General features: G+C 59.8%; 23 protein-coding genes. 9 read left to right on the top strand and 14 right to left on the bottom strand.

All coding sequences use genetic code 11. From position 1 onward, the window contains the following. Positions 1 to 37: 37 nt before the first annotated feature. The 5 genes from hemC to MJO47_RS04995 all read right to left on the bottom strand — a co-directional run bounded on the left by hemC (position 38) and on the right by MJO47_RS04995 (position 4,533). On the bottom strand, positions 38 to 1,000 hold the full coding sequence (hemC, locus tag MJO47_RS05015) for a hydroxymethylbilane synthase (RefSeq protein ID WP_253960018.1): 963 nt from the start codon (positions 998 to 1,000) through the stop codon (positions 38 to 40). A gap of 76 nt (positions 1,001 to 1,076) precedes the next feature. Next, positions 1,077 to 2,390: a glutamyl-tRNA reductase gene (gene hemA, locus MJO47_RS05010; RefSeq protein WP_253960017.1), complete on the bottom strand. Its 1,314-nt coding sequence runs from the start codon at positions 2,388 to 2,390 to the stop codon at positions 1,077 to 1,079. 24 nt (positions 2,391 to 2,414) lie between these two features. Further along, positions 2,415 to 3,251, bottom strand: coding sequence for a c-type cytochrome biogenesis protein CcsB (gene ccsB / locus MJO47_RS05005; RefSeq protein ID WP_253960016.1), 837 nt, complete (start codon positions 3,249 to 3,251; stop codon positions 2,415 to 2,417). After that, positions 3,248 to 3,916, bottom strand: a complete 669-nt coding sequence (locus MJO47_RS05000) for a bifunctional precorrin-2 dehydrogenase/sirohydrochlorin ferrochelatase (RefSeq protein WP_253960015.1) — start codon at positions 3,914 to 3,916, stop codon at positions 3,248 to 3,250. The genes ccsB and MJO47_RS05000 overlap by 4 nt, the downstream gene beginning before the upstream one ends. Positions 3,917 to 3,954: 38 nt before the next feature. Beyond that, complete coding sequence (locus tag MJO47_RS04995; RefSeq protein ID WP_253960014.1) at positions 3,955 to 4,533, bottom strand: SIS domain-containing protein; 579 nt, start codon at positions 4,531 to 4,533, stop codon at positions 3,955 to 3,957. Between the two features lie 164 nt (positions 4,534 to 4,697). Between MJO47_RS04995 and trxA the strand changes: the two genes are divergently transcribed. Continuing rightward, on the top strand, positions 4,698 to 5,027 hold the full coding sequence (trxA, locus tag MJO47_RS04990; RefSeq protein WP_253960013.1) for a thioredoxin: 330 nt from the start codon (positions 4,698 to 4,700) through the stop codon (positions 5,025 to 5,027). A 62-nt stretch (positions 5,028 to 5,089) separates the two neighbouring features. On the opposite strand, the gene yjgA is transcribed toward trxA, so the two are convergent. The 6 genes from yjgA to dapF are packed head-to-tail and all read right to left on the bottom strand — an operon-like array spanning position 5,090 to position 8,809. Beyond that, positions 5,090 to 5,596, bottom strand: coding sequence for a ribosome biogenesis factor YjgA (yjgA, locus tag MJO47_RS04985; protein WP_253960012.1), 507 nt, complete (start codon positions 5,594 to 5,596; stop codon positions 5,090 to 5,092). Then, positions 5,596 to 6,045 (bottom strand): D-aminoacyl-tRNA deacylase, encoded by a 450-nt coding sequence (gene dtd, locus MJO47_RS04980; protein WP_253960011.1) that lies wholly within the window; start codon positions 6,043 to 6,045, stop codon positions 5,596 to 5,598. Before dtd ends, yjgA begins: the two co-directional genes overlap by 1 nt. 3 nt (positions 6,046 to 6,048) lie before the next feature. Further along, a complete protein-coding gene (locus MJO47_RS04975) occupies positions 6,049 to 6,897 on the bottom strand; it encodes a deoxyribonuclease IV (protein ID WP_253960010.1) in 849 nt (282 codons plus the stop codon). Positions 6,898 to 6,908: 11 nt separating this feature from the next. Next, a complete protein-coding gene (locus MJO47_RS04970; protein ID WP_253960009.1) occupies positions 6,909 to 7,547 on the bottom strand; it encodes a pyrimidine 5'-nucleotidase in 639 nt (212 codons plus the stop codon). An 18-nt stretch (positions 7,548 to 7,565) separates the two neighbouring features. Then, the gene (locus MJO47_RS04965) at positions 7,566 to 7,973 is read right to left on the bottom strand and encodes an HIT family protein (RefSeq protein ID WP_253960008.1); all 408 of its coding nucleotides are present in this window, start codon (positions 7,971 to 7,973) and stop codon (positions 7,566 to 7,568) included. Continuing rightward, complete coding sequence (gene dapF, locus MJO47_RS04960) at positions 7,970 to 8,809, bottom strand: diaminopimelate epimerase (RefSeq protein ID WP_253960007.1); 840 nt, start codon at positions 8,807 to 8,809, stop codon at positions 7,970 to 7,972. The genes MJO47_RS04965 and dapF overlap by 4 nt, the downstream gene beginning before the upstream one ends. Before the next feature lie 285 nt (positions 8,810 to 9,094). On the opposite strand from dapF, the gene MJO47_RS04955 reads away from it, so the two are divergent. From MJO47_RS04955 to MJO47_RS04940, 4 genes are all read left to right on the top strand, one after another. Further along, positions 9,095 to 11,152, top strand: a complete 2,058-nt coding sequence (locus tag MJO47_RS04955; RefSeq protein WP_253960006.1) for a BCCT family transporter — start codon at positions 9,095 to 9,097, stop codon at positions 11,150 to 11,152. 104 nt (positions 11,153 to 11,256) lie between these two features. Further along, the gene (locus tag MJO47_RS04950; protein WP_253960005.1) at positions 11,257 to 11,475 is read left to right on the top strand and encodes a hypothetical protein; all 219 of its coding nucleotides are present in this window, start codon (positions 11,257 to 11,259) and stop codon (positions 11,473 to 11,475) included. Beyond that, complete coding sequence (locus MJO47_RS04945; protein WP_253960004.1) at positions 11,469 to 12,101, top strand: MBL fold metallo-hydrolase; 633 nt, start codon at positions 11,469 to 11,471, stop codon at positions 12,099 to 12,101. Before MJO47_RS04950 ends, MJO47_RS04945 begins: the two co-directional genes overlap by 7 nt. Positions 12,102 to 12,171: 70 nt before the next feature. Beyond that, complete coding sequence (locus MJO47_RS04940) at positions 12,172 to 13,428, top strand: general secretion pathway protein GspE (RefSeq protein ID WP_253960003.1); 1,257 nt, start codon at positions 12,172 to 12,174, stop codon at positions 13,426 to 13,428. A gap of 16 nt (positions 13,429 to 13,444) precedes the next feature. Here MJO47_RS04940 and MJO47_RS04935 read toward each other — a convergent pair whose 3' ends face one another. Continuing rightward, positions 13,445 to 14,188 carry a 16S rRNA (uracil(1498)-N(3))-methyltransferase gene (locus MJO47_RS04935; protein WP_253960002.1) on the bottom strand — a complete coding sequence of 248 codons (744 nt, stop codon included), beginning with the start codon at positions 14,186 to 14,188 and terminating at the stop codon, positions 13,445 to 13,447. Continuing rightward, positions 14,189 to 15,112, bottom strand: a complete 924-nt coding sequence (gene prmA, locus MJO47_RS04930; RefSeq protein WP_253960001.1) for a 50S ribosomal protein L11 methyltransferase — start codon at positions 15,110 to 15,112, stop codon at positions 14,189 to 14,191. A 227-nt stretch (positions 15,113 to 15,339) separates the two neighbouring features. On the opposite strand from prmA, the gene MJO47_RS04925 reads away from it, so the two are divergent. From MJO47_RS04925 to MJO47_RS04910, 4 genes are all read left to right on the top strand, one after another. Then, a complete protein-coding gene (locus MJO47_RS04925) occupies positions 15,340 to 16,146 on the top strand; it encodes a pyruvate, water dikinase regulatory protein (RefSeq protein ID WP_253960000.1) in 807 nt (268 codons plus the stop codon). A 93-nt stretch (positions 16,147 to 16,239) separates the two neighbouring features. Next, complete coding sequence (locus MJO47_RS04920) at positions 16,240 to 16,911, top strand: response regulator transcription factor (protein ID WP_253959999.1); 672 nt, start codon at positions 16,240 to 16,242, stop codon at positions 16,909 to 16,911. Continuing rightward, on the top strand, positions 16,912 to 18,342 hold the full coding sequence (locus MJO47_RS04915; RefSeq protein WP_253959998.1) for a cell wall metabolism sensor histidine kinase WalK: 1,431 nt from the start codon (positions 16,912 to 16,914) through the stop codon (positions 18,340 to 18,342). A gap of 157 nt (positions 18,343 to 18,499) precedes the next feature. Continuing rightward, positions 18,500 to 19,885, top strand: a complete 1,386-nt coding sequence (locus tag MJO47_RS04910; protein WP_253959997.1) for a DegQ family serine endoprotease — start codon at positions 18,500 to 18,502, stop codon at positions 19,883 to 19,885. Between the two features lie 85 nt (positions 19,886 to 19,970). Here the strand turns inward: MJO47_RS04910 and MJO47_RS04905 are convergent, their stop codons facing one another. Further along, a complete protein-coding gene (locus tag MJO47_RS04905) occupies positions 19,971 to 21,437 on the bottom strand; it encodes a cytochrome c family protein (RefSeq protein WP_253959996.1) in 1,467 nt (488 codons plus the stop codon). Between the last annotated feature and the right edge of the window lie 134 nt (positions 21,438 to 21,571).

Genomic DNA, 21,571 nt, shown 5'->3' with positions numbered 1-21,571 from the left:
ATGCTGCGCCCCTGGAAGATTCAGCGGAGAACCGGATTCAGACATCTTCCCGATCGACATTGAACGTCTCGTGATTGTAGACCTCGTTGAGAATCTTGTCGGCACCCTGCAGCAGCAGGTCATCGGCAACGGAGATGCCAATTTTCTCGGCATCGTCCACGGCACAGGTGACGGTCTTTTTGAGAAACTTGCAGCCGTCGACGCTGGAGACCAGGCCGGTGAAGGTGAGGGTGTCGCCGTGCACCTCGCCATAGCCGGCGATAGGCACCTGACAGCCCCCTTCGAGGCGGCGCAGCAGGGCGCGCTCGGCGATGACCGCGGCGGCCGTGTCCGGATGATTGAAGAAGTCGATCATCTCATTGGTCTCGGCATCGTCCATGCGGCTTTCCAGACCCAGCGCCCCCTGCCCGATGGCCGGCACGGACACGGACGTGGGCAGATATTCGCTGATCTGGGCCGAAAAACCGAGGCGGTGCATGCCAGCCGCCGCCAAAATGACCGCGTGCAGGTCATCATCGGTCAATTTGCGGATACGCGTCTCCACGTTGCCGCGAATGTCGACCATCTGAAAGTCGGGGCGCAGGTGGAGCAGCTGCGCCTTGCGTCGCAGCGACGAGGTCCCGATGCGAGCCCCCTGGGGCAGGTCGCGGAAAGAACAGCAGCCCGACTGAATGACGCAGATATCGCGGGGGTCTTCCCGCTTGGTAATGCAGCGCAGGGCCAGTCCCTCGGGAAAGATCGTCGGCACGTCCTTCATCGAATGAACGGCGATATCGATTTCGCCGCGCAGCATGGCTTCTTCGATCTCTTTGACGAACAGGCCCTTACCGCCCACCATGGCCAGAGGAACGTCGAGAATCTTGTCGCCCTGGGTCTTGATCTTGGTCAGGGTGACCTCAAGGCCCGGATAGCGATTTTCCAGTTCCGATTTGACCCAGTTGGCCTGCCACAAGGCCAGCTGGCTGGAGCGGGTTCCGATACGCAGTACTTTTTTGGCCATACGCTAAAGTCTCCTTGGCCGGGGGAGTTCATCCACCCGGGGCAGCCGGAAGACCGCTGCCGGAAAAGGGTTAAATCTAATCTTCTTTCGATTGGCTGTCGAGCCGCAGCATCTCTCCTTCGGGGTTGGGACACTCCAGCCCGAAAAGGGTTCTGACGGCATCGACATAACTGTCGCCTTCGCCGTTCTGGGCATTTTTCAGCACGGCCGTCGGCTGATGCAGGATCTTGTTGATGATGGCGCCGGTAAGGGCTTCGATGGCCTTACGCTCCTCCGCACCCAGGTGTTTAAGGTTGGCAAAGGTCTTCTCCATCTCTTTCTGGCGGATTTCTTCCATCTTCCGTCGCAGGGAGACAATGGTCGGTACCACATCGAGACAGGAGAGCCACTGGAAAAACTGGCCGATTTCTTCCTGAATAATGGCTTCGGCTTTTTTGGCCTCCTTCTGGCGCTCCTTCAGATTGGCCTGCACCACCCCCTGCAGGTCGTCCACATCGTAAAGATAGATGTTGTCGATATCGTTGACACGCGGATCGATGTCCCGTGGCACGGCGATATCGATGAGGAACATCGGCTTGTTCTTGCGCAGGCGGATGACCTCTTCCACCTGCTTGTGGCTGAGAATGAAGTCGGGCGCGCCCGTGGAGGTGAGAATGATGTCGACCTGGTGCAGGTGGTGGGGGAATTCGCTGAAGGCGACGGCGCGTCCGTTGAATTCCTGCGCCAGCTTTTCGGCGCGCTCCAGGGTGCGGTTGGTCACCATGACGGACGTCACCCCGTTATTGACGAAGTGACGGGCGGCCAGCTCGCACATTTCGCCGGCCCCGATAATCAGCACCGTTTTGTCGTTGAGGGAGCTGAAAATCTTCCGGGCCAGCTCCACGGCGGCGAAAGAGACGGAGACGGCATTGCTGGCAATATTGGTCTCGGTGCGCACCCGCTTGGCCACGGAGAAGGCCTTGTGCAGAAAGCGGTTAAGGATGAGACCGGCGGTCTTGAATTCGGAGGCATAGCCGTAGGCCGTCTTGATCTGACCGAGAATCTGCGGTTCACCGATCACCATGGAGTCGAGGCTGGCGGCGACGCGAAAGACGTGGCGGATGGCCTCTTCCCCTCGATAATCGTAGAGATGAGGCTCCAGTTCTTCCAGGGAAAGGCGATGAAATTCGGCCAGAAAGCGCTTGAGTTGCGCCATGCCGGCATCGGCATCCCGACTGGTAGCGTAAAGCTCGACCCGGTTGCAGGTAGAGACGATAATCCCTTCGTTGATACCCGGCAGGGCCAGCAGGGCATGCAGAGGCGTTTCCATGGCGGTGGGCGCAAAAGCGACCTTCTCACGGATTTCAACCGGGGCTGTTTTGTGACTGAGTCCGACAACTAGGATATTCATGATGCATTCCGGTTCGCCCCAGGGCTACCGGCCCTCCAAGGCACGGAAACTGTGCAGGTCCGACAAAAAGAGATTGACGCCGAGGAACATGAACAGCAGACACAAAAAGCCGATGATGGCGAAAATGGCCGCCCGGCGCCCTCGCCAGCCCACGGTCAGTCGCCCATGCAGCAGCGCGGCGTACAGGAACCAGGTGATGAGGGCCCAGGTTTCCTTGGGGTCCCAGCTCCAGTAGGTTCCCCAGGCCGAATTGGCCCACATGGCGCCGGATATGATCCCCATGGTCATCAGGGGAAAGCCGAAGGTTAGACATTTGTAGTTGATGGCGTCGAGCGTACCCAGTGAGGGCAGCCGAAAATAAAGGCTGGAGAACTTTTTGCTCTTAAGCATGCGCTCCTGCAGCAGGTACATGATGCCGGCCATGAAGGCGACGGCAAAAACGGCGTTCCCCAGAAAGGCCAGGGTGACATGCACCGGGAACCACCAGCTGTCGAGCATGGGGTTCAGTTCCCTGACCGCCTTGGGAACTGCTCCGCCGACAATCATCAACACCAGGGCCAGAGGGCAGACAAAAGCCGCCAGAACCGTCAAGCGGTAACGCAGGTCGAACAGAAGAAAGATGCCGACGATGGACAAGACGAAAAAGGAAAGGGATTCATGCAGATTGGCCACGGGGGTGTAGCCAGCCTCCACATAGCGGGCCACCAGGGCCGCGCAGTGGATAACAAAGCCGCCAAAAAGAACCCAGCGGCCGATCTTACCGATGTTTTCCTTGCGGCCAATAACATCGACAAAAAACAGGATGGTCGCAACCAGGTAAAACAGCAGAGCTATTTTATAGAGCAGAACATTGGCGCTCATGGCATTCCTTTCGGCAACGTGATGCCCAGCTCGGTAAGGGAAAATCCCCTGCCGAGAACCGCTTCCAGCCGTCTGTCGACCGCCTCTGTGGCGCCAGCGGCAAGCAGGGCGGGCAGTCCCTCTTCGATGAGTTGACGCAAAACCTCTTGACTGTACTTATCTTGTCCTGCGGCTGTCAATCGCTTTCCCCGCAGGGCGGCCGCAATCTCCAGCAGCAAACCCCACTCTTGACCAAAGCTTTCCTCCAGGTGCTGCCGTACGATGGCCGCCAGCGCTGGGCTCCTGCCGTACGTGGCGGCACAGAGGGTCAAATCGCCACGTCGGACCACGGCAGGCATCGTGAAATCCCCATCTTCCGGGGCGTCAGCCACATTGATTAAAACCCCAAAACTTCTTGCTTCCTCTAGGATTTCAGCATTAACCCGCCGATTGTCCGTAGCTGCGATTGCAAGATACGCGCCTTCCAGATCGCCCTTGAGGTAGGCGCGACGAAGCCATTCGACGGACTGCGGCAGCGGCTTGTCCGCTTGAATCTCAGGCGCTATCAGGCGCACGCGGGCGCCGGCTTGGATCAGGGCCTCCCCTTTGCGTAGAGCCACCGAGCCGCCGCCGACGACGACGCAATAACGGCCGGCGAGTTGGAGAAGAACGGGGAAGTCGGGCAACAGGCCTCCTTGACGAGGGAAAAGGCGACGCCGGCTTCTCAGAAACCGAAGAGCTCGCCCTCAACCAACTCACAGAGCAGATCGCCAAAAAACAGATAGGCTTCCATCAGACGGGAGATGGAGGAACAGTCGAAGCGGAAAAAAAAGTCGGCAGCATCCTTGAGCAGTTCCGAGCCTTCGGGAGCGGCCAGCACAATGACACACTCCATCTGACGGGCCGTCTTGAGAACCTCGTCCAGAAGAGGATCCCGATCAAAGCCGGCCAACACCAGAAGGATGTGGCCTTCCTCCGCCTGGGCCCGCAGTTGGCGGGACAGAAACTGGGCGGACTGCCCGTCCCGGGCCAGTGAAAGAGCCAGAGTGGCGTCGTTGCAAAGGGACAGCACCGGCAGTGACGGACGCTCCAGGTTCAAACGGTTCAGAAAGAGGCTGGACAGCAGGTTGGCCAGAGCGGCCAGCGGCCCGCTGCCGGCCACATACAGGCGGCCGCCCTGATGGAAGGTCTCCACCACCCGCTCGGCAAACCCCGTCATCTCATCGCTCTGCCGCTCAAAGCTGTTTTCCAGGACACGCACATGATCCTGCACGGCCTGAGCAATTTTTTCCTGCCTCTGCATGCCTCGCCTCTCGAAAAAAATTAATCCGAATCATAGGCTCCGCCACCCGGCCTGTCAAGGCTGACCCGGCGGGGGAAACTTTCGGTCTTGATTTTTAGTCTCAGTGTTTTATATTGTGTGATGTATCTGAGATTTTCTTAAATATATCCAAAGGAGAATTTATCATGGCAAGCGATAAGGTTTTGCAACTGACCGATGACAACTTCGAAAGTGAAGTCCTGAAATCCTCCGTCCCCGTACTCGTGGACTTCTGGGCCTCCTGGTGCGCCCCCTGCAAAGCCATCGCCCCGGTCGTGGACGGCCTGGCCGCCGAGTATGAGGGCAAGGTCAAGATCGCCAAGGTCAACGTGGACGAGAATCCGGCTACTCCCGGCCAGTACGGGGTGCGCGGCATCCCCACCATCATCCTGTTCAAGGACGGCAAGGTGCTCGATCAGGTGGTCGGCGCCGTGCCCAAAAACCAGCTCGAGAGCCTGATCAAAAAGGCCCTGTAAACCAAAACACGAAGTTCCGGCTTTTACCAGAAGACCCGCCAGATGGCGGGTCTTCTGCGTTTCTACTCTCCCTGTTCCCGCGCCTGGCGCAGGCGCTTGAAGATCTCCCGGTAGGCTCTCTTGTCCTTGCCGGCCTGGGCCTGGACGGCGAGGCGGGCGATCAGATCCTGATCCAGGGCCGGATAACGGTCGCTCACTTCCTGCAAAGCGGCCCGGTATTGACCGGCATCACAGAGGCGGTCCCGCAGGCTTTCCAGCTCGTGAAACACCTGTTGATCCTGATAGTGAACCTGGTTGAGCGCCTCCATATGCTGGCGCAGGGCTTCAAGCACGTCCTCGTCACGGCGCAGGAGGCCGGCCAGAAACTTGGCCTGCCGCTTGCGGGCGCCATGGGCCTTGATCTGCCGGGCCTTGCGCAACTCGCCGAGAATCTGATCGGGAACCGGCAGCTTTTCCAGCTGTGCCGGCGAAAGCTCCAAAATTTCCAGGGCCAGCTCTTCCACGGCCTTGGCGGCCCTCTTCTTGGCCGAGCGACTGGGCCCGGCATAGTCCTGTTCGTCGTCGTGCATCAGAATTCCTTGCGGCTGTCGAGCAGCAGGGTGACCGGGCCGTCATTGACCAGGTGCACCGCCATGTCCGCCTGAAATACGCCTGTGGGCACGGCAAAGCCCCGCTGGCGCAGCAGGCGGACGAAATAGTCGTAGAGTTCGCGGGCCCGCTCCGGCGGGGCCGCGCCGGAAAAACCGGGGCGTCGTCCCTTGCGGCAGTCGGCCAGCAGGGTGAACTGGGAGACGGCCAGGATCTCTCCGTCGATATCGGCCACCGAGAGGTTCATCTTGCCCTCTGCGTCCTCGAAGATGCGCAGACCGCAGATCTTGTCCGCCAGAGCGGTCGCATCGGCCTCCGTGTCCCCGGCGGCCACACCGAGCAACACCAGCAAGCCGCGGTCGATGGCGCCGACGCGGCGGCCATCCACCTCGACATGGGCGGCGGAAACCCGCTGTAACACGGCCCGCATCCTCTAGCCCTCCCCGGCGAGGCGGCGCAGCAGTGCCAGGTTCTGGCGATCCCCGCTGCCATCGTCCCCCTTGGGGGTTTCCAGAATCTTGGGAACGGCGGCAAAGCGGCCATCTTGCATCAGCAGCCGGAAGCCTTCCTCGCCGATCTGCCCCTGCCCGATGTGTTCGTGGCGATCCACCCGGCTGCCCAGGCCCTTCTTGGCGTCGTTGAGATGAAAGAGGCGGATGCTGTCCAGACCGAGCAGGCGCTCCACCTCCGCCATGACCTGGCCGTAGCCTTCGGCCCCGGACAGATCATAGCCGGCGGCGAAGGCGTGACAGGTGTCGAAACAGAGGCCGAAACGCCCCTGCGGCACCGCGTCCATGATCTGGGCCAGATGCTCAAAACTCCCGCCCAGATAGGTTCCCTGCCCCGCCGTATTCTCCAGCAGCACCCGCACGCTCACCGGACCTTCGCTGAAAATCCGCCGGAAGGCCTCACCGATCCGTCGCAGGCCGGCCTCTTCGCCGGAGCCCGTGTGGGCGCCCGGGTGCATGACCATTTCGGGAATGCCGAGGGCAGCGCAGCGTGCCATCTCGTCCAGAAAAGCGGCGATGGCCTTTTCCCAGGCGTCCTCCGCCGGCGCGGCCAGATTGATCAGGTAGCTGTCGTGGGCCACCACCGGCCCGATGGGACTCTGCTTCCAGGCGGCGGCGAAGGCCTCGATCTCTTTAGGGGACAGGGGCTTGGCTCGCCACTGGCTGGCGTTCTTGGTGAAAATCTGCATGGCGGTGCAGCCGGCCTCTTCCCCGCGGGCGAAAGCTTTTTCCACCCCGCCAGCTATAGACATATGGGCGCCGAGCCACAACATAAGGGTTTCCCTCAGACGGTCGCGAACCAGTGGGCCAGGGCCGCAGGCACCTGCACCGCCGCCGCTATCTGTACGTCGACGCAGGCCGGCTTCTCGCCATCGCCGACGAGGATAGTCCCCATGCCCAGTTCCTTGGCCGTACGCAAATTTTCGACGGAATCCTCCACCATGAGACAGCGTGGCGCCTCGACACCGATGTGCCCCAGCACCTCACGGTAGGGCTCGGGAAAAGGCTTGGGCAGATAGGAGGCAACACGGATATCGAAAATCTCTTCAAAGAGATCCGTGAGCCCCAGCGACGACAACACGCGCTCGGCATGCCCCCGGGAGCCGTTGGTGAAGACCAGGCGGCGCAGGGGAATGCTCTGCAGGGCCGCACGCAGCGGCGCGTCGGGAATCAGCCGCGAATTGACATCCACGTCGTGGACGTATTCGAGGTAATCTTCGGGATCGACCCCATGATGGCGGATCAGCCCCTGCAGGGTGACCCCGTAATCGGCCCAGTAGCGGCGGCGCAAACCGTCCACCTCGGCGTCGGGGATCCCCACCCTCTCGCGCATGTAACGGTTGATACGGATGTCGATGAGGGCAAAGAGTTGCCGCTGAGGCGAATAAAGGGTGTTGTCCAAATCAAAAAGAATGGCATCCATAGAGAACGGCGCCCCTCCTTACAGGGCGTTTTTAATCAGCAAAATACGCTCGACGTATTCCTGGGGGCTCAGGGTCTTGTCCTGGTGCGGGTCGCTCCAGATCGGTCGTGGCCACAGGGGATCGTCGTTGAAGCGGGGCACCAGATGCCAGTGCATGTGGGGCACCATATTGCCCAGCAGCTCGTAGTTCATCTTGGTCGGCTGAAAGACCCGGTGCAGCGCCGCCGCCACGGTGCTGACCTCCTCCATGACCTCCTGGCGGACCGCCTTGTCCAGATGAAAGAGTTCGGTCACATGCTCCCGGGTGAAGACCAGGGTATAGCCGGGAAAAAACTGGTCGCGGTTGAGCATGACCAGGCAGTGTTTCATTTCGGCGATACGCAGCGACGCCTCGTCCTGCCAGCGTGTACACATGGGGCAGTTCATTGGGGCTGGTAGTCTCCTTCAAAGACCTGCACGGCCGGGCCGGTCATATAGATGTGGCCGTCTTCCGTCCACTCCATCTCCAGATCGCCGCCGAGCAGATGATTGACCAGCACCCGGTCACAGTGCCCGTTGAGCACCGCCGCCACAGTGACCGCACTGGAGCCGGTGCCGCAGGCCAGAGTCTCGCCGGCGCCCCGCTCCCAGGTGCGCTGCTTGAGTTCGGTGCGAGAAACGACCTCCACGAATTCCACGTTGATGCGGTTGGGGAAGAGGGGGTGCGTCTCCAGCGCGGGGCCGTATTTGGCCACCGGAAATTCGTGGACGTTGTCGACGAAAATGACGGCATGGGGATTACCCATGGAGACGCAGGTGACATGAAAGGTGCGATCGAGCCCCGTCACTTCAACGTTGACAGCCTGTTCGTCGGGAGAACCGGTCATGGGAATCTCCCCCCGGCTGAGCCGCGGCTTGCCCATGTTCACCCGCACCCTGTCGACCTTATTGCGGCTATTGGTAAAGAGCTGCAGAGGCAGCACCCCGGCCCCCGTTTCGACACTGATCCGGAGGGAATCGACCAGCCCGTGATCGTAGGCGTACTTGGCCACGCAGCGCACCCCGTTGCCGCACATCTCGGCCTCGCTGCCATCGGCGTTGAACATGCGCATGCGGACGTCGGCGACCGCGGAGGGCTCAATCAGAATCAAACCGTCAGAGCCGATGCCGAAATGTCGGTCACTCACCTCCACAGCCAGCCTTTCCGGATCAGGCACCACCTGGCTGAAGCAGTCAATATAGACATAGTCGTTGCCGGCACCGTGCATCTTGGCAAATTTCATGGGCGCGTCCTTTCCAGGCAAAACTGATAGACCAAGTGATTATAGGCCATGCCGTCCGCCCCCACAAGGATGAATCTGAGGGAGCCGCACACGGGAATTTCTCCGCCAAGCCCAAAAAGGCCGTCGACCAACCCGCATTTTCTCTAAATCATCGGGTTTCTTGAAATTATCTCCTTTTCCTTTATCCTTTTCCTATTACCCTCTGACCTTACTGGGGCCCTGGCTCCCATTTTCACCTCACCAAGCCGCACTCCACTACTTTTTCCATGCGGGAGGCATAATCACATGGCCGAGTCCAAAAGAAGCTCCACGATACTGATCCCCGTCTTCGTGCCAGCGGTTGTGGTCACCCTGCTGCTGGTCATCGGCACTATCAGCAATCCCGAACGGGCCGGGACCGTTTTCTCGGCCACCCTGGCCTTTATCACCCGTACCTTCGGCTGGTTCTACATGCTGGCCGTGGCCATTTTCCTTGTTTTCATCGTCGGCGTAGCTTTCTCTCGCTGGGGCAGGATCAAGCTCGGCCCGGACCACGCCGGCCCCCAGTACAGTTTCCCCGCCTGGTTCGCCATGCTCTTCTCCGCCGGCTACGGCATCGCCCTGCTCTTCTTTGGGGTGGCCGAGCCGGTACTGCATTATGCCTCGCCCCCGGCAGGGGCGCCGGCCACGGTGGATGCGGCCAAGCAGGCCATGCAGATCGCCTTTTTCCACTGGGGTTTTCATATCTGGGCCATTTACGGCCTGGTCGGGCTGGTGCTGGCTTATTTTTCCTTCCGCCACGGACTGCCCCTGTCCATGCGTTCGGCTCTTTTTCCCATCATCGGCGAACGCATTCACGGACCGATCGGTCATACGGTAGACCTCTTCGCCATTCTCGGCACCATGTTCGGCATCGCCACCACCCTCGGACTCTCCGTCGCCCAGATCAATGCCGGCATCAATTACCTGTGGCCGGCCATCCCCGTGGGCACGACGGTACAGGTCATCGCTATCTCCGTCATCACCGGCCTGGCCCTTTTTTCTGTCCTCGCCGGCCTGGACAAGGGGGTTAAAAACCTCTCCATCCTCAACATGGGGCTAGCCGTGCTGCTCATGCTGTTCGTCTTCTTCGCCGGCCCGACCATCTTCATTCTGGAAACTTTTCTGCAGAATACGGGCAGCTATCTCAACAACATCATCGAGCGCACCTTCAACCTGCAGGCATATACCCGCAGCGACTGGATCGGCAACTGGACCCTGTTCATCTTCGGCTGGACCATCGCCTGGGCCCCCTTTGTCGGCCTCTTTATCGCCAAGATCAGCCGCGGGCGCACGATTCGCCAGTTCGTCTTCGGCGTCATGCTGGTCCCCTCGCTCTTTACCTTCCTGTGGTTCTCCATCTTCGGCGACACGGCCCTGCACCTCATTATGGTCGATGGCTATACGGCCCTTATCGGCGAAGTGCAGGCCGACCATGCCCTGGCCCTGTTCAAACTGTATGAGCGTCTGCCCTTTACCAGTATCGTCTCCTTTGTGACGGTGATCCTCATCATTACCTTCTTTGTCACTTCCTCCGACTCGGGTTCCCTGGTCATCGACTCCCTGGCTTCGGGGGGCGTCGCCCACACCCCGGCCTGGCAACGGGCTTTCTGGGCCATTACCGAAGGTGTCGTCGCCTCGACCCTGCTCATTGCCGGGGGTCTCAACGCCCTGCAGACCATGACCATCGCCAGCGCCCTGCCTTTCGCCGTCATCATGCTGATCGCGGCCCTCGGCATGTGGCGGGCGCTCATCATTGAAAGCCACACGGAAGCCAGCCTGCAGAGTCACATGCGGCGGGTGCGTCATGCGCCCGGCATCACCGGCCCCGGTCGCTGGAAAAAGCGTCTGGCCGACCTGGTGGATTTTCCTGAACGTGAAGAAGTGTCCGCTTTTATCGGCAAGCAGGTCTTAGGCAGTATGACGCATGTACAGAAGGAACTGGCGGAGCAGGGTTGGCCGGCCGAGGTCATCTACGATGAGGACCATGATCGGGCCTACCTGGAAGTCATTCGGCCCGACCAGCTTGATTTTATCTACGAAATCCGCCTGTGCGAATATGCCCGACCCGACTTCGCCTACCCTGAAATGGATCGGGACGACGAACATGTGCCCCATTACTATCGGGCGGAGGTCTTTCTGCGCCGCGGCGGGCAATCCTACGACATCTACGGCTATGACCAGCAGCAGATCATCAACGACATTCTCGACCAGTTCGAAAAGTATCTGCATTTTCTCCACATCTCGCCCGGCAGCCTGCCTTGGCAGATGCAGGAGCACGATGAGATGCTCAATCCGCCGGTTTTGGACAAGGGAACCTCCTGAGGCGATCCATTCTATTGTTGAGCTGACAGCTCTGGCATGTTGACCGTGCCGCGCCATCACAGTATCATGGCGCACTTCAACACACACAAGGAGGACATGCCGCGATGGCGTTCAATCTGAAAACGAAAATATGGCAAACCGGTTCCCTGGATTGGTGGGGCATGATCGGCGGCGATGACGTCTACCTCGGCAGCCGGGAATTTCCCCTTCCCCCCGAAGAAGGGGATGCCTGGACGGTAAAATCCACCGGGGACCAGTTCAAGATTATTGACGGCGAAATTTGTCACATGGGGCGCGTGGAACCAGAAAAACCGTTATGGTGACGAACGCCAGCCTCGACATCGTGCAGGTGAGTGCCAGCGACATGGCCAACTTCTCCTACCTGCTCTACTGCCCGAGGCGCAAGGTCGGGGCTGCGGTGGACCCCTCTTTTCAGCCGGAACGCCTGCTGGCGGAAGCGAAGAAGAGAGGGGTCACTATTGAAACCCTGTTCAACACCCACGGCCATCGGGACCACGTGGCGGGCAATGGGGTGATTCTGGCCGAGACTGGGGCCCGGCTGGCCGCCCACCCACTTGACGTGGAGAAGGCGGACATCCCCGTATTCGACAACCAGATGTTTTCGTTGGGCGACGGCACCCTGACTGTGCTGCACACTCCGGGGCACTCGCCGGGCTCGATCTGCCTCCATACGGGCAACGCTCTCCTGACTGGCGATACCCTGTTCGTGACGCGGGTCGGCCGCGCCGACCTGGCCGGCAGCGATGTCAAAGCGCTCTATCACAGCCTGCGGCGCCTTGCCGGCTACCCCCCCGACACCCGGATTTTTCCCGGCCACGATTATGGCCCCATCCCGGTGTCCACCCTGGAATATGAACGGGAGCACAATCCATATCTCCAGTGTCCGGACCTGGCCAGTTTCATCCGCCTTCGTCTGGGCGATTCCTAGTCCGAGCAGGCGGCAGCCATCCAGACGAAGGCGGATAACTGTCTAAACAACACCAGGGAGTGAAATGAAGATGGCTCAGACTCTGCTCGATCTCTTGGAAGAAGCCGGTCAAATCACCCGGGAACAATTTGATGAAGCCCTCAAAAATCGGGTTCTCTTTGGGGGTAAAATCGGCACCAGCCTGCTGGAGATGGGTCTGATTGATGAAAACGAACTGGCCCGCTTTCTAAGCCGGCAAATGTCCGTGCCCTATGTAGCTTCCCAGCAGTTGCTGCACATCCCCGCCGAAACCATCCAGCTGCTCCCACAGGAACTGGCGCTTAAATATGCCGCCATTCCTCTATCCCTGGACAAAAAACGACTGAACCTGGTCATGGCCGACCCTAATGACCTCAAGGCCATCGACGAAATCGCCTTCATCACCGGCTACATCATCAACCCGATGGTCAGCCCTGAACTACGGCTGATGCAGGCGCTCAACCAGTATTACAACAAGCCGATCGATCACCGCTATCAGCAGATCATCGATCGGATGTCCCAGCACCAGGTCAAAACGGTCCAAACCGAAGACTCAACGAAGGAAAAAACGGCGTCTTCGCCGCCGAGTGAGTTGCGTGCGGTTCCCGGCAAGCCCTACCCGGCTGCACCCGCTTCTTCCGGTCATTCCGAAAGATCCGACCACACATCTCAGAGCCGGGTTCCCGAAAAAAGCCGCCCCGCCCGACCGCCGGCGACCCTTGGGGAAAAACTTGCGGCGCTGCAGCAGAAAAAGGTGTTGGCACCGGTGCACCCGCCGGAGACGCCTGCCCCAGTCGCACCCCCGCCGGCTTCGGCAGAGCAAGCGACCACTCCCCAGGTGCTCACAGAGCTGGCCAGGGCCATGGATCGCGAAGATATCGCCAATGCCCTGGTGTCTTTTTTAGGACGGAAATTCGGTAAGGCCGCCCTCTTCGTCGTGCGCGGGAACTCGGTTTCCGGGTGGAAGGCTCTCATCCACGGCGTTGCCAGGGAACACTTCAATACCGTCAGCATTCCCTTGACCCGTCCCTCGGCCCTGAAGACCGTCACCGAAGGTCGCAGCTTCTTCCTCGGCACCACTCCTCGCACTCCCTTGGATGAACGCTGGGTTCGCGGCGTAGGCGGAGAGGTTTCGGACAGAGTGCTGCTGATGCCCCTGATGATCGGTGGGCGGGTGGTGTGTATCCTGTACGTAGAGGAAGGGGACAGCAACCTGTCGAGCCACATCGGCGAAATCCAGCGGTTGCTGGCCAAAGCGGCCATGGCCTTTGAAATACTGATTTTGCGGGAAAAGATCCTGATGATGTGACAGGGGCGAGGACGATCTACAGATCGCCCCCGCTGCCGAGATCGCCATAGAGATACTGCAGAACGGCAGCGATGGCAAACCCGGCGGTTTCGCTGCGCAGAATGCGAGGTCCGCAGCGCACCGGGATGAAGCCGAAGTGGCGGGCCAAGGCAGCCTCTTCAGCGGTAAAACCACCTTCCGGCCCCACCAGAACGGCCACTTCACGGGGAGTTCGCCCGGAAAGAACCTCGACCAGCGGTCGACTCTCCTCCTCCCAAAGCATCAGCTTGAGCTCGGCCTGACAGGAACTCAGGGCGGCTTCCAGTGACTGCACACTCTCCAGTCGGGGCAGGCGGGAACGGCGGCACTGCCTGGCGGCCTCCTGCATGATCCTCTGCCAGCGCTGCAGCCGCCTGTCTTCGCGCTCGGCGCCGCGAACGGGTACGCTGCGTTCGGAAATCACCGGCGTAAACACCCCGATCCCCAATTCGGTCCCCTTCTGCAGCACCAGGTCGAATTTGTCGCCTTTGGGTAGCCCCTGCAGCAGGTGAACAGGAAAGGCGGTCTCCCCCTCCTGCCAGCGCTCCAGCACTCTGGCGGTTCCCCCTCTTTTGCTAAGGACATCAACCCGGCACCGGCACACACTGCCGTGTCCGTCGAGCAGCAGGATCTCCTCTCCCGCTGAACGTCTCATCACCACGTGAAGATGGTGAAAAACCTCCTCCGGCAGGTTAACCTCGTCGTCCTGAAGTCGATCCGGGGAGACAAAGAAGCGCAGCATTCAGACCCCTTTGTGGTACAGCAGGCAGGACCATTCTTCCAGGTGGGTGATGTGGGGCGAAGACAGGGGATAGGCCGCGAAAGCCTCCACGACCGCGGGCTCCTTCTCCTGCAGAATGCCCGAAAGGATGAGAGCGCCGCCGGAGTTGAGCCGGGAGATCAGTTCGGAAGCCAGACGGATATTCTCTTCAGCGAGGATATTGGCCAGAACCAGGTCAAATCCCCCTTCGAGACCTTCGAGAGGCTCGCCCGTCACCTCGATTCGCTCCTCCACGCCATTGAGTTCGGCATTGGCGCGTGCCGTGCGGCAAGCCTCCTCTTCGATATCGCAGGCAAGAACGCGATCGGCGCCGAGAGCGGCGGCGGCGATGGCGAGGATGCCCGACCCGGTGCCGACATCAAGCACCCGGCGAGGAGGATGCTCGCCTTCGAAAAGAGCCGCCAGCGCTTCCAGACACAGCCGCGTGGTGCCGTGGGTGCCGGTCCCGAAGGCCATGCCCGGATCGAGTTGCACGATGACATCATCGGGCTCGGGGTTGAAGTCTTCCCAGGTCGGCTTGATAACCAGGCGGCGGCCGATACGAACAGCCTGGAAGTGCTGCTTCCAGTTCTGCGCCCAATCTTCCGTACGAACCGGAAACGCTGCGGGCAGGGCAGCGACAAGACCAGGGACAAAGGGCCGCAGCTCTTCGAGCCGTTCCTGAATGGCGCGGCAAAGGGACGAGGTATCTTCGCCCGCAGGAAAATAGGCCTTGATGACCTGCTCTTCGGCGAGAATTTCGTCCGGATCGGGTGGCACGAAGGTGTCGAGGGGCCGCTCTTCCACGGTGATGCCCTCACAACCCAGTTCCATCAGTTCACCGCAGACCAGATCGATACCGGCAGCGGGGACTGGAATTCGTATTTCAAGCCACGTCTTTTTCATCGGCCCTGTTTAGCAAAGACACCCTCTAAATGCAATAAAAACCTTGACAAATTGGCCGTGCATGAAATTTAATTAGGAGGTGTTTTAATGAGCCTCCTACCCTAAGTGATAGGGGTTCAGAGCAGCCGTCGGCAGAAGGCTGTGGAGAAGAAAATCAGGACTGTCTCGCCATTGCCCGCGGTGACATCCATGCTAAACTGCTAATGAAAAGTTCATGAGGAAATTTTATGGGGGCTCCCCAGCTCGTATATCTGCTCTCTGACGCCACCGGGGAAACCGCCGAGAAGATCGTCATGGCGGGCCTGACCCAGTTCCGCGACAAAGAGGTCAAAATCAACCGGATCTCCAACGTCAGGAGCAAGAGCCAGGTATACGAGGCCCTGGATCAGGCGCTCAAGCAGAACGCCATCGTCGTCTACACTATCGTCAATCGCGACCTGGCCCAGCTCGTTCATGACGAATGCGATGCCCTCGGCCTTTCCTGCCTGGACCTTATCACGCCCCTGCTGATGAAGCTGGCGGAATTCTTCGGCCGCTCACCCGGGGAAACGCCGGGGCTGCTGCACCGCATCGACGAGGACTATTTTCGTCGCATCGACGCGGTGGAGTTCACCGTGCGTCATGATGACGGCCAGGAAACCCGCCACCTCACCAAGGCGGATATCGTCCTGGTCGGCATCTCGCGCACCAGCAAGACCCCGCTGTCCATCTACCTGGCTCATCGGGGCTGGAAGGTGGCCAACGTGCCGATGGTGCAGGGGATTGACCTGCCGGAAGAAATCTTCCATGTCGACCCCCAGAAAGTTGCCGGCCTGGTCATTGATCCCGAGCGTCTGATGGAATTACGGGCCGCCCGGCTGCGCAATCTCGGTCAGGACTCCCGCACGGCCTACGCCGACTATGAAAAGATCGAAGAGGAATTGGCCTTCGCCAAGGCTTTTTTCCGGCGGCAGGGATGGGTCGTGATCGATGTGTCGGGAAAAGCCGTGGAAGAAACGGCCAACGAAGTTCTCGTCAAGTTAAAATTGAAGTAAGGGGCTTTATTTCCGCTGTCCGGCAATGAAAAGTGGCCGGGATCGCTTATTCATCTTTGTCAACGTTCCCCTGCGGAACCAAAGGAGAACAGGATGCGCATTCTTGTCGTAGAAGACGAAAAAAAAGTCGCCAGCTTCATCAAGCGGGGTCTGGAAGAGGAAAACTACGAGGTGGATATTGCCTATGATGGGGAAGAGGGCCTCTATATGGGCGAGAGCAACCCCTACGACCTCGTCATCATGGATATCATGCTGCCGAAGATGGACGGCCTTACCGTCATCAAGGAGCTGCGCAAGAGGCAGGTCAACCATCCCGTCCTCTGCCTGACCGCCAAGGACACCGTGCAGGACATCGTGTCGGGCCTCGATTCCGGCAGTGACGACTATCTCACCAAGCCCTTCGCTTTCGCCGAACTCCTGGCCCGGGTCAAAGCCCTGCTGCGTCGGGGCAAGAAGGACCGCGGGGCCGAACTTCTCTTTGCTGATCTGCGTCTCGACCCCGTCGCTCACAAGGTCTGGCGCAGCAACAAGGAGATCGATTTGACCGCCAAGGAATACGCGCTGCTCGAATACTTCATGCGCAACCCCAACCAGATTCTGACAAGGACGATGATCGCCGAACATGTCTGGGACTACACCTTTGATTCTTTCACCAACATCATCGATGTCTATGTCAATTATCTGCGCAAAAAGGTGGATCGCGATTACGACAACAAACTGATCCATACCGTTCGCGGCGTGGGATACGTTTTGAAGGAGGAATAGTTGCTCCTCCGCTCCATCCGATTTCGCCTGACCTGCCTTTATGCCCTGACCCTGGCCGTCATTCTGACGGCCAGCGGTTATGGTCTGAACGCCTACCTGTCGAGAAACCAGCTCGGCCATGTGGATGAACGGCTGCTGCTCATTGCCGCCGACGTCAGCACTTTCAGCAGCATCCTGCACGAGAACCTGACGGCCAGCACCCCCTGCGAACGACTTGAAGCCTACCTGCGTCAACGCAACTGGGGCGAGTACGTGCAGATTCTCAATGAACGGGGCAGCATCGCCTGTTCTTCCAGCAACCTGCTGGACTTCAGCCTCCCCCTGAGCAAGACGGCCCTGCAGCACGCCGAGAGGGGCATCCCCCATTTCGAGACTCTCGAAAAGCTGGACCACCACCCCATTCGCCTGCTGACCTACCCTATCGAGCCGGGGAACCGAAATTCCACCATGGTTCAGATCGGCTACAGCCTGGCCTCCATCGACCACGAAATCGCCGACCTGCGCCTCACCTTCTTTCTGCTGGGGCCGGCTGTTTTACTCATCACCTCATTGGGAGCCTGGCTGTTGGCCGGCAAAGCCCTGAAACCCGTCGCCCGCGTCACCCGGGCCGTTAGGCGGATCAATGCGGAGAATCTGAGCGAGCGCCTGCCGGTTGCGAACAACCAGGACGAAATTTCCGAGCTGACCGCCACCTTCAACCAGATGCTCGATGATCTGGAAAATGCCTTTCGCCGCATCAAACAGTTTTCCGGCGACGCTTCCCACGAGCTGCGCACCCCCCTGACCATTCTGCGAGGGGAAACCGAGGTCGCCCTGCGCTGGGCCAAGGAGCCGGAGGAATTCCGCAAGGCGCTGGCCTCCAATATGGAAGAGATCAGCCGCATGGGGCGCATCATCGAGGACCTGCTCACCCTGGCCAAAAGCGAATCGGGGGATCTTCCGCTGATTCCCACCGAATTCAGCTTTAGCGACCTTATTCAGGAACTCTATCTCCAAGGACGAGCGCTGGCGGAGCCAAAGCAGATCGGCGTGAACCTCCAGCTGCAGGTCGCGGAGGAAATCATGCTGCGGGGGGATGAACTGCGACTGCGGCAGATGTTCCTCAACCTGCTGGGCAATGCCATCAAATACACGCCGTCGGGAGGCAGGATCGACATTGCCGTCACCATGGACCGCGGTTTTGCCATCCTGTCCATCACCGACACCGGGGTCGGCATCCCGGCCGAACACCTGCCCCACATCTTTGACCGCTTCTATCGCATTGACGAAGCCCGCAACCGGGAAGATGGCGGCACCGGCCTGGGACTCTCTATCGTCAAGTGGATCGTCGACGTCCATCACGGCCGTATCGAGGTCCGCTCTACCCCCGGCAAAGGCAGTACCTTTACCGTCATTCTGCCCTTGGCTGGCCCGGAGGCCGTCAAAAAGTGAGCCTTTCTGAGCCCTTCCTACGGATGCCGCGGTAGACCACCCCATTGACAAGCACCGGGGCAGTGATTACATAACCTCCATTCAGCCCTTCATCCGGACCTATCCTGCTTTTTCACCGCCGGCCCGGCGGCTCATTTTCCGCACCGAGGAGGAACTCATGAAAAAAATGGCCTTTCGTTTCCTGTGGCCGGCCCTAGCCGCCATTGTGCTTTACGCTTTGCCGGCCGCGGCTACTCCCCCTGATTTCGTTACCCTCTCCCAAGAGCTCAAGCCCGCCGTCGTCAACATCAACACCTCCAAGACGACTAAACCACGCATGCCGATCATGCCCGGCCCCGGCACCCCCCAGGATGATTTTTTCAACGATTTTTTCAACCGTTTTTTCCAGGGGCACCCCAATATGCCCCAGAAGCAGCGCTCCCTCGGTTCGGGCTTCATCATCTCGCATGACGGCTACATCCTCACCAATGACCATGTCGTGGACGGAGCCGACGAAATCAAGGTACAACTCAGTGACGGCCGCACCTTCTCCGCGACGATCAAAGGCCTTGACCCCAAGATCGACCTGGCCCTGCTGAAAATCGACGCCGGAGTCGACCTGCCGGTCGTCACCCTGGGCAGCAGCGACAGCCTGCAAGTCGGTGAATGGGTCATGGCCATCGGCAATCCCTTCGGCCTCGAACAGACCGTCACCGCCGGTATTGTCTCCGCCAAAGGACGGGTGATCGGAGCGGGCCCCTATGACGATTTCATCCAGACGGACGCCTCCATCAACCCGGGCAACTCGGGCGGGCCGCTGTTTAATGCCCAAGGGGAGGTGGTCGGGATCAACACGGCCATCGTCGCGGGCGGCCAAGGTATCGGCTTCGCTATTCCCATTGACCTGGCCAAAGGAATCATCCCCCAGCTCAAAGAAAAAGGTCACGTCACCCGCGGCTGGCTCGGCGTCTCCGTACAGGCGGTCTCCGAAGAACTGGCGGCGTCCTTTGACCTGGATAAAGCCCAGGGGGCCCTGGTGACCAGCGTCACCGCAGATTCTCCGGCTGAAAAAGCCGGAATCGCCAGAGGGGATATCATTCTTTCCTTTGATGGCCACCAGGTCGAAAACATCAGCGACCTGCCTCGCCTGGTCGCTTCGACCCCCGTGGACAAGAGCGTTCCCGTAGAGGTGTTCCGCAACGGCAAAACGAAAAAACTCGCGGTCGTCGTCGGACTGCTGGAGGAGGAAGGTGTCGTGCAGGTGGCATCCGGCGGCGAATCCGGCCAGATCGGCCTTTCGCTCGCTGACCTTACCGCCGATAATGCGCGTCGCTTCGGGCTGGGGCAGACCGAAGGTGTTCTCATCACCGCCGTGGCGCCCGACGGCCCGGCGGCGGAAGCCAACCTGCGGCCCGGGGATCTCATCCTCGAAGCGAACGGGACCAGCACCCCCAAGGTGAGCGTCTTCAAGCAGATCCTGGCCAAGACCAAAAAGGACGACGTCATCCGTCTTTTGGTCCAGCGGGGTGAAGGCTTTTTCTACGCGCCGGTCAAAGTCCGCTAGGCTTTTATCGGCCAGCGCCCCAGTCAAAAGGGGTCCTCGCGGGAAAGCGGGGACCCCTTTTTTACCCGCACATCAGCGCATCACCCTAGGGCCGCGCCCCGATGCTGGCCTTGGCTGTGGCCATGTCGACGACAGGAAGCTGCGGCACGGCCTTGAGTCCGTAGATTTCTTCGAGATTGATATCGGCAGGAACCGAACTCAATAACTTTTCGGCAATCTTTTGATCCGCCTGACGGTAGCGCAGGCGTGCCTCGAATTCGAGGCGCCCTTCTTTCGGCAGACCAGCAACCCCGTAGTGCACATCCTTGTATCCCCGTGGGGGGATGGTGTCATGCTTGGAGAACGAGGTGATTTCCCAGGGATTGACGACGAAGTGGAAATTTTCGTCCGCCCCTTCCGAATTGAAAACACGGGTATTTTCCTGCAGACGGCCCTGCTCGTCCAAACCGCCGCTGGCGTAAAGGATCTTGCCCTGGCCGTCCTTCACCGTCACCTCCAGCCACATCTCCCGGATATTCGTCAAAGAAGTCGGCAGATTGTGACCGGCCCGCACATTTTTGACCCGCACCCTCACTTCCTGCAGGGTGTTTTCACCATAGATGGGAGCGATTTCGAGCTCGGCTGCGGCCTTGAGCCGATCAACGGACATCTGGAATTTATGGTCCAGATTCTTCACAAGCTCCGCGTCCGCGCTCTTCTCGGCCGCGGCTCGGGCCAGGTGATAGAGAAGATAGTTGGCGCCGTTGAAATAGTGATGATACTCGCCCCGTGAGGGCTTTTCAAAGGTGTCGGCGGTGCGCAGGAAGGTCGGCGTATCCACCATGTGACAGTCTTGACAGAGAATGCCCTTCTGAGCGTAGGGGCCATGCTTCCATTCCACATAGGTCGCTTCCAGGGGGTAATGCGCCGCGTAGTGATAGACCTGGTGGCAGGAGGCGCACAGGTCGGCCCGCTGATGCAGATCGGACTGTTCACATTCATGGAAACCGCCGCCGCAGCCATCTTCCGGCGCCGACGGACCTCTCTTGATCAAGACGGTGCCATCGAGCGTTTCGACGCCGGGGGTTAAAATCATCGAGCCGTTTTCCGGTTCGTGGGAAGGCGTCTGCCAATGGGTCACGCCGCTGACGGAGTGGCAGATGTCACAGGAGACCCCGGCCATCGCCATGGGGCTGAGACCTTTGAGGCCCGGTCCTTTGATTTCGCCGGTGACGACGCCGGCGGGGGAGTGGCAGCCTTCACACTGCCGCGAGATATTGTGCCCCACCGCCTTGACCGCCAGGACCAGCTCGCCCTGATAGACCGGGTCCTGAAAGGCCAGGGCATGCACCGACCCCGTCCACTCTTCATACTGCCGGGGATGGCAGCCCCCGCAGGTTTCGGGCTCGGTGAATTCGGCGCCCGACTTGTTCCATTTGATGAGTGAGGGATAATAGGGGTAGAGTTCCCTGTCAACGTTGAAAACCTCGGTCTGGGCTGAGGCCGTGCCGCCACCCAGGAGAATGAGCACTCCCAGGGTCGCCAGCAGCCATTTTTTTACACCTTGTTTCATCAGCATCTCTCCTTTTAGGGCGCCGGCCTATTCCCCGGCGGATCAGGGGCCTTTCATGTTAAAGTAAAATTAACCTGAAGCCGAAAACTGTCAATAGATTCCCCCGGTAAAATTTTAGTGAATGCCGGGGACCG

Origin of the sequence: Desulfuromonas sp. KJ2020, from assembly GCF_024197615.1 — a bacterium.
GTDB lineage: Bacteria > Desulfobacterota > Desulfuromonadia > Desulfuromonadales > SZUA-540 > SZUA-540.
The sequence above is the reverse complement of the archived record's forward strand: the minus strand, read 5'-3'. Positions and strand labels throughout refer to the sequence as shown.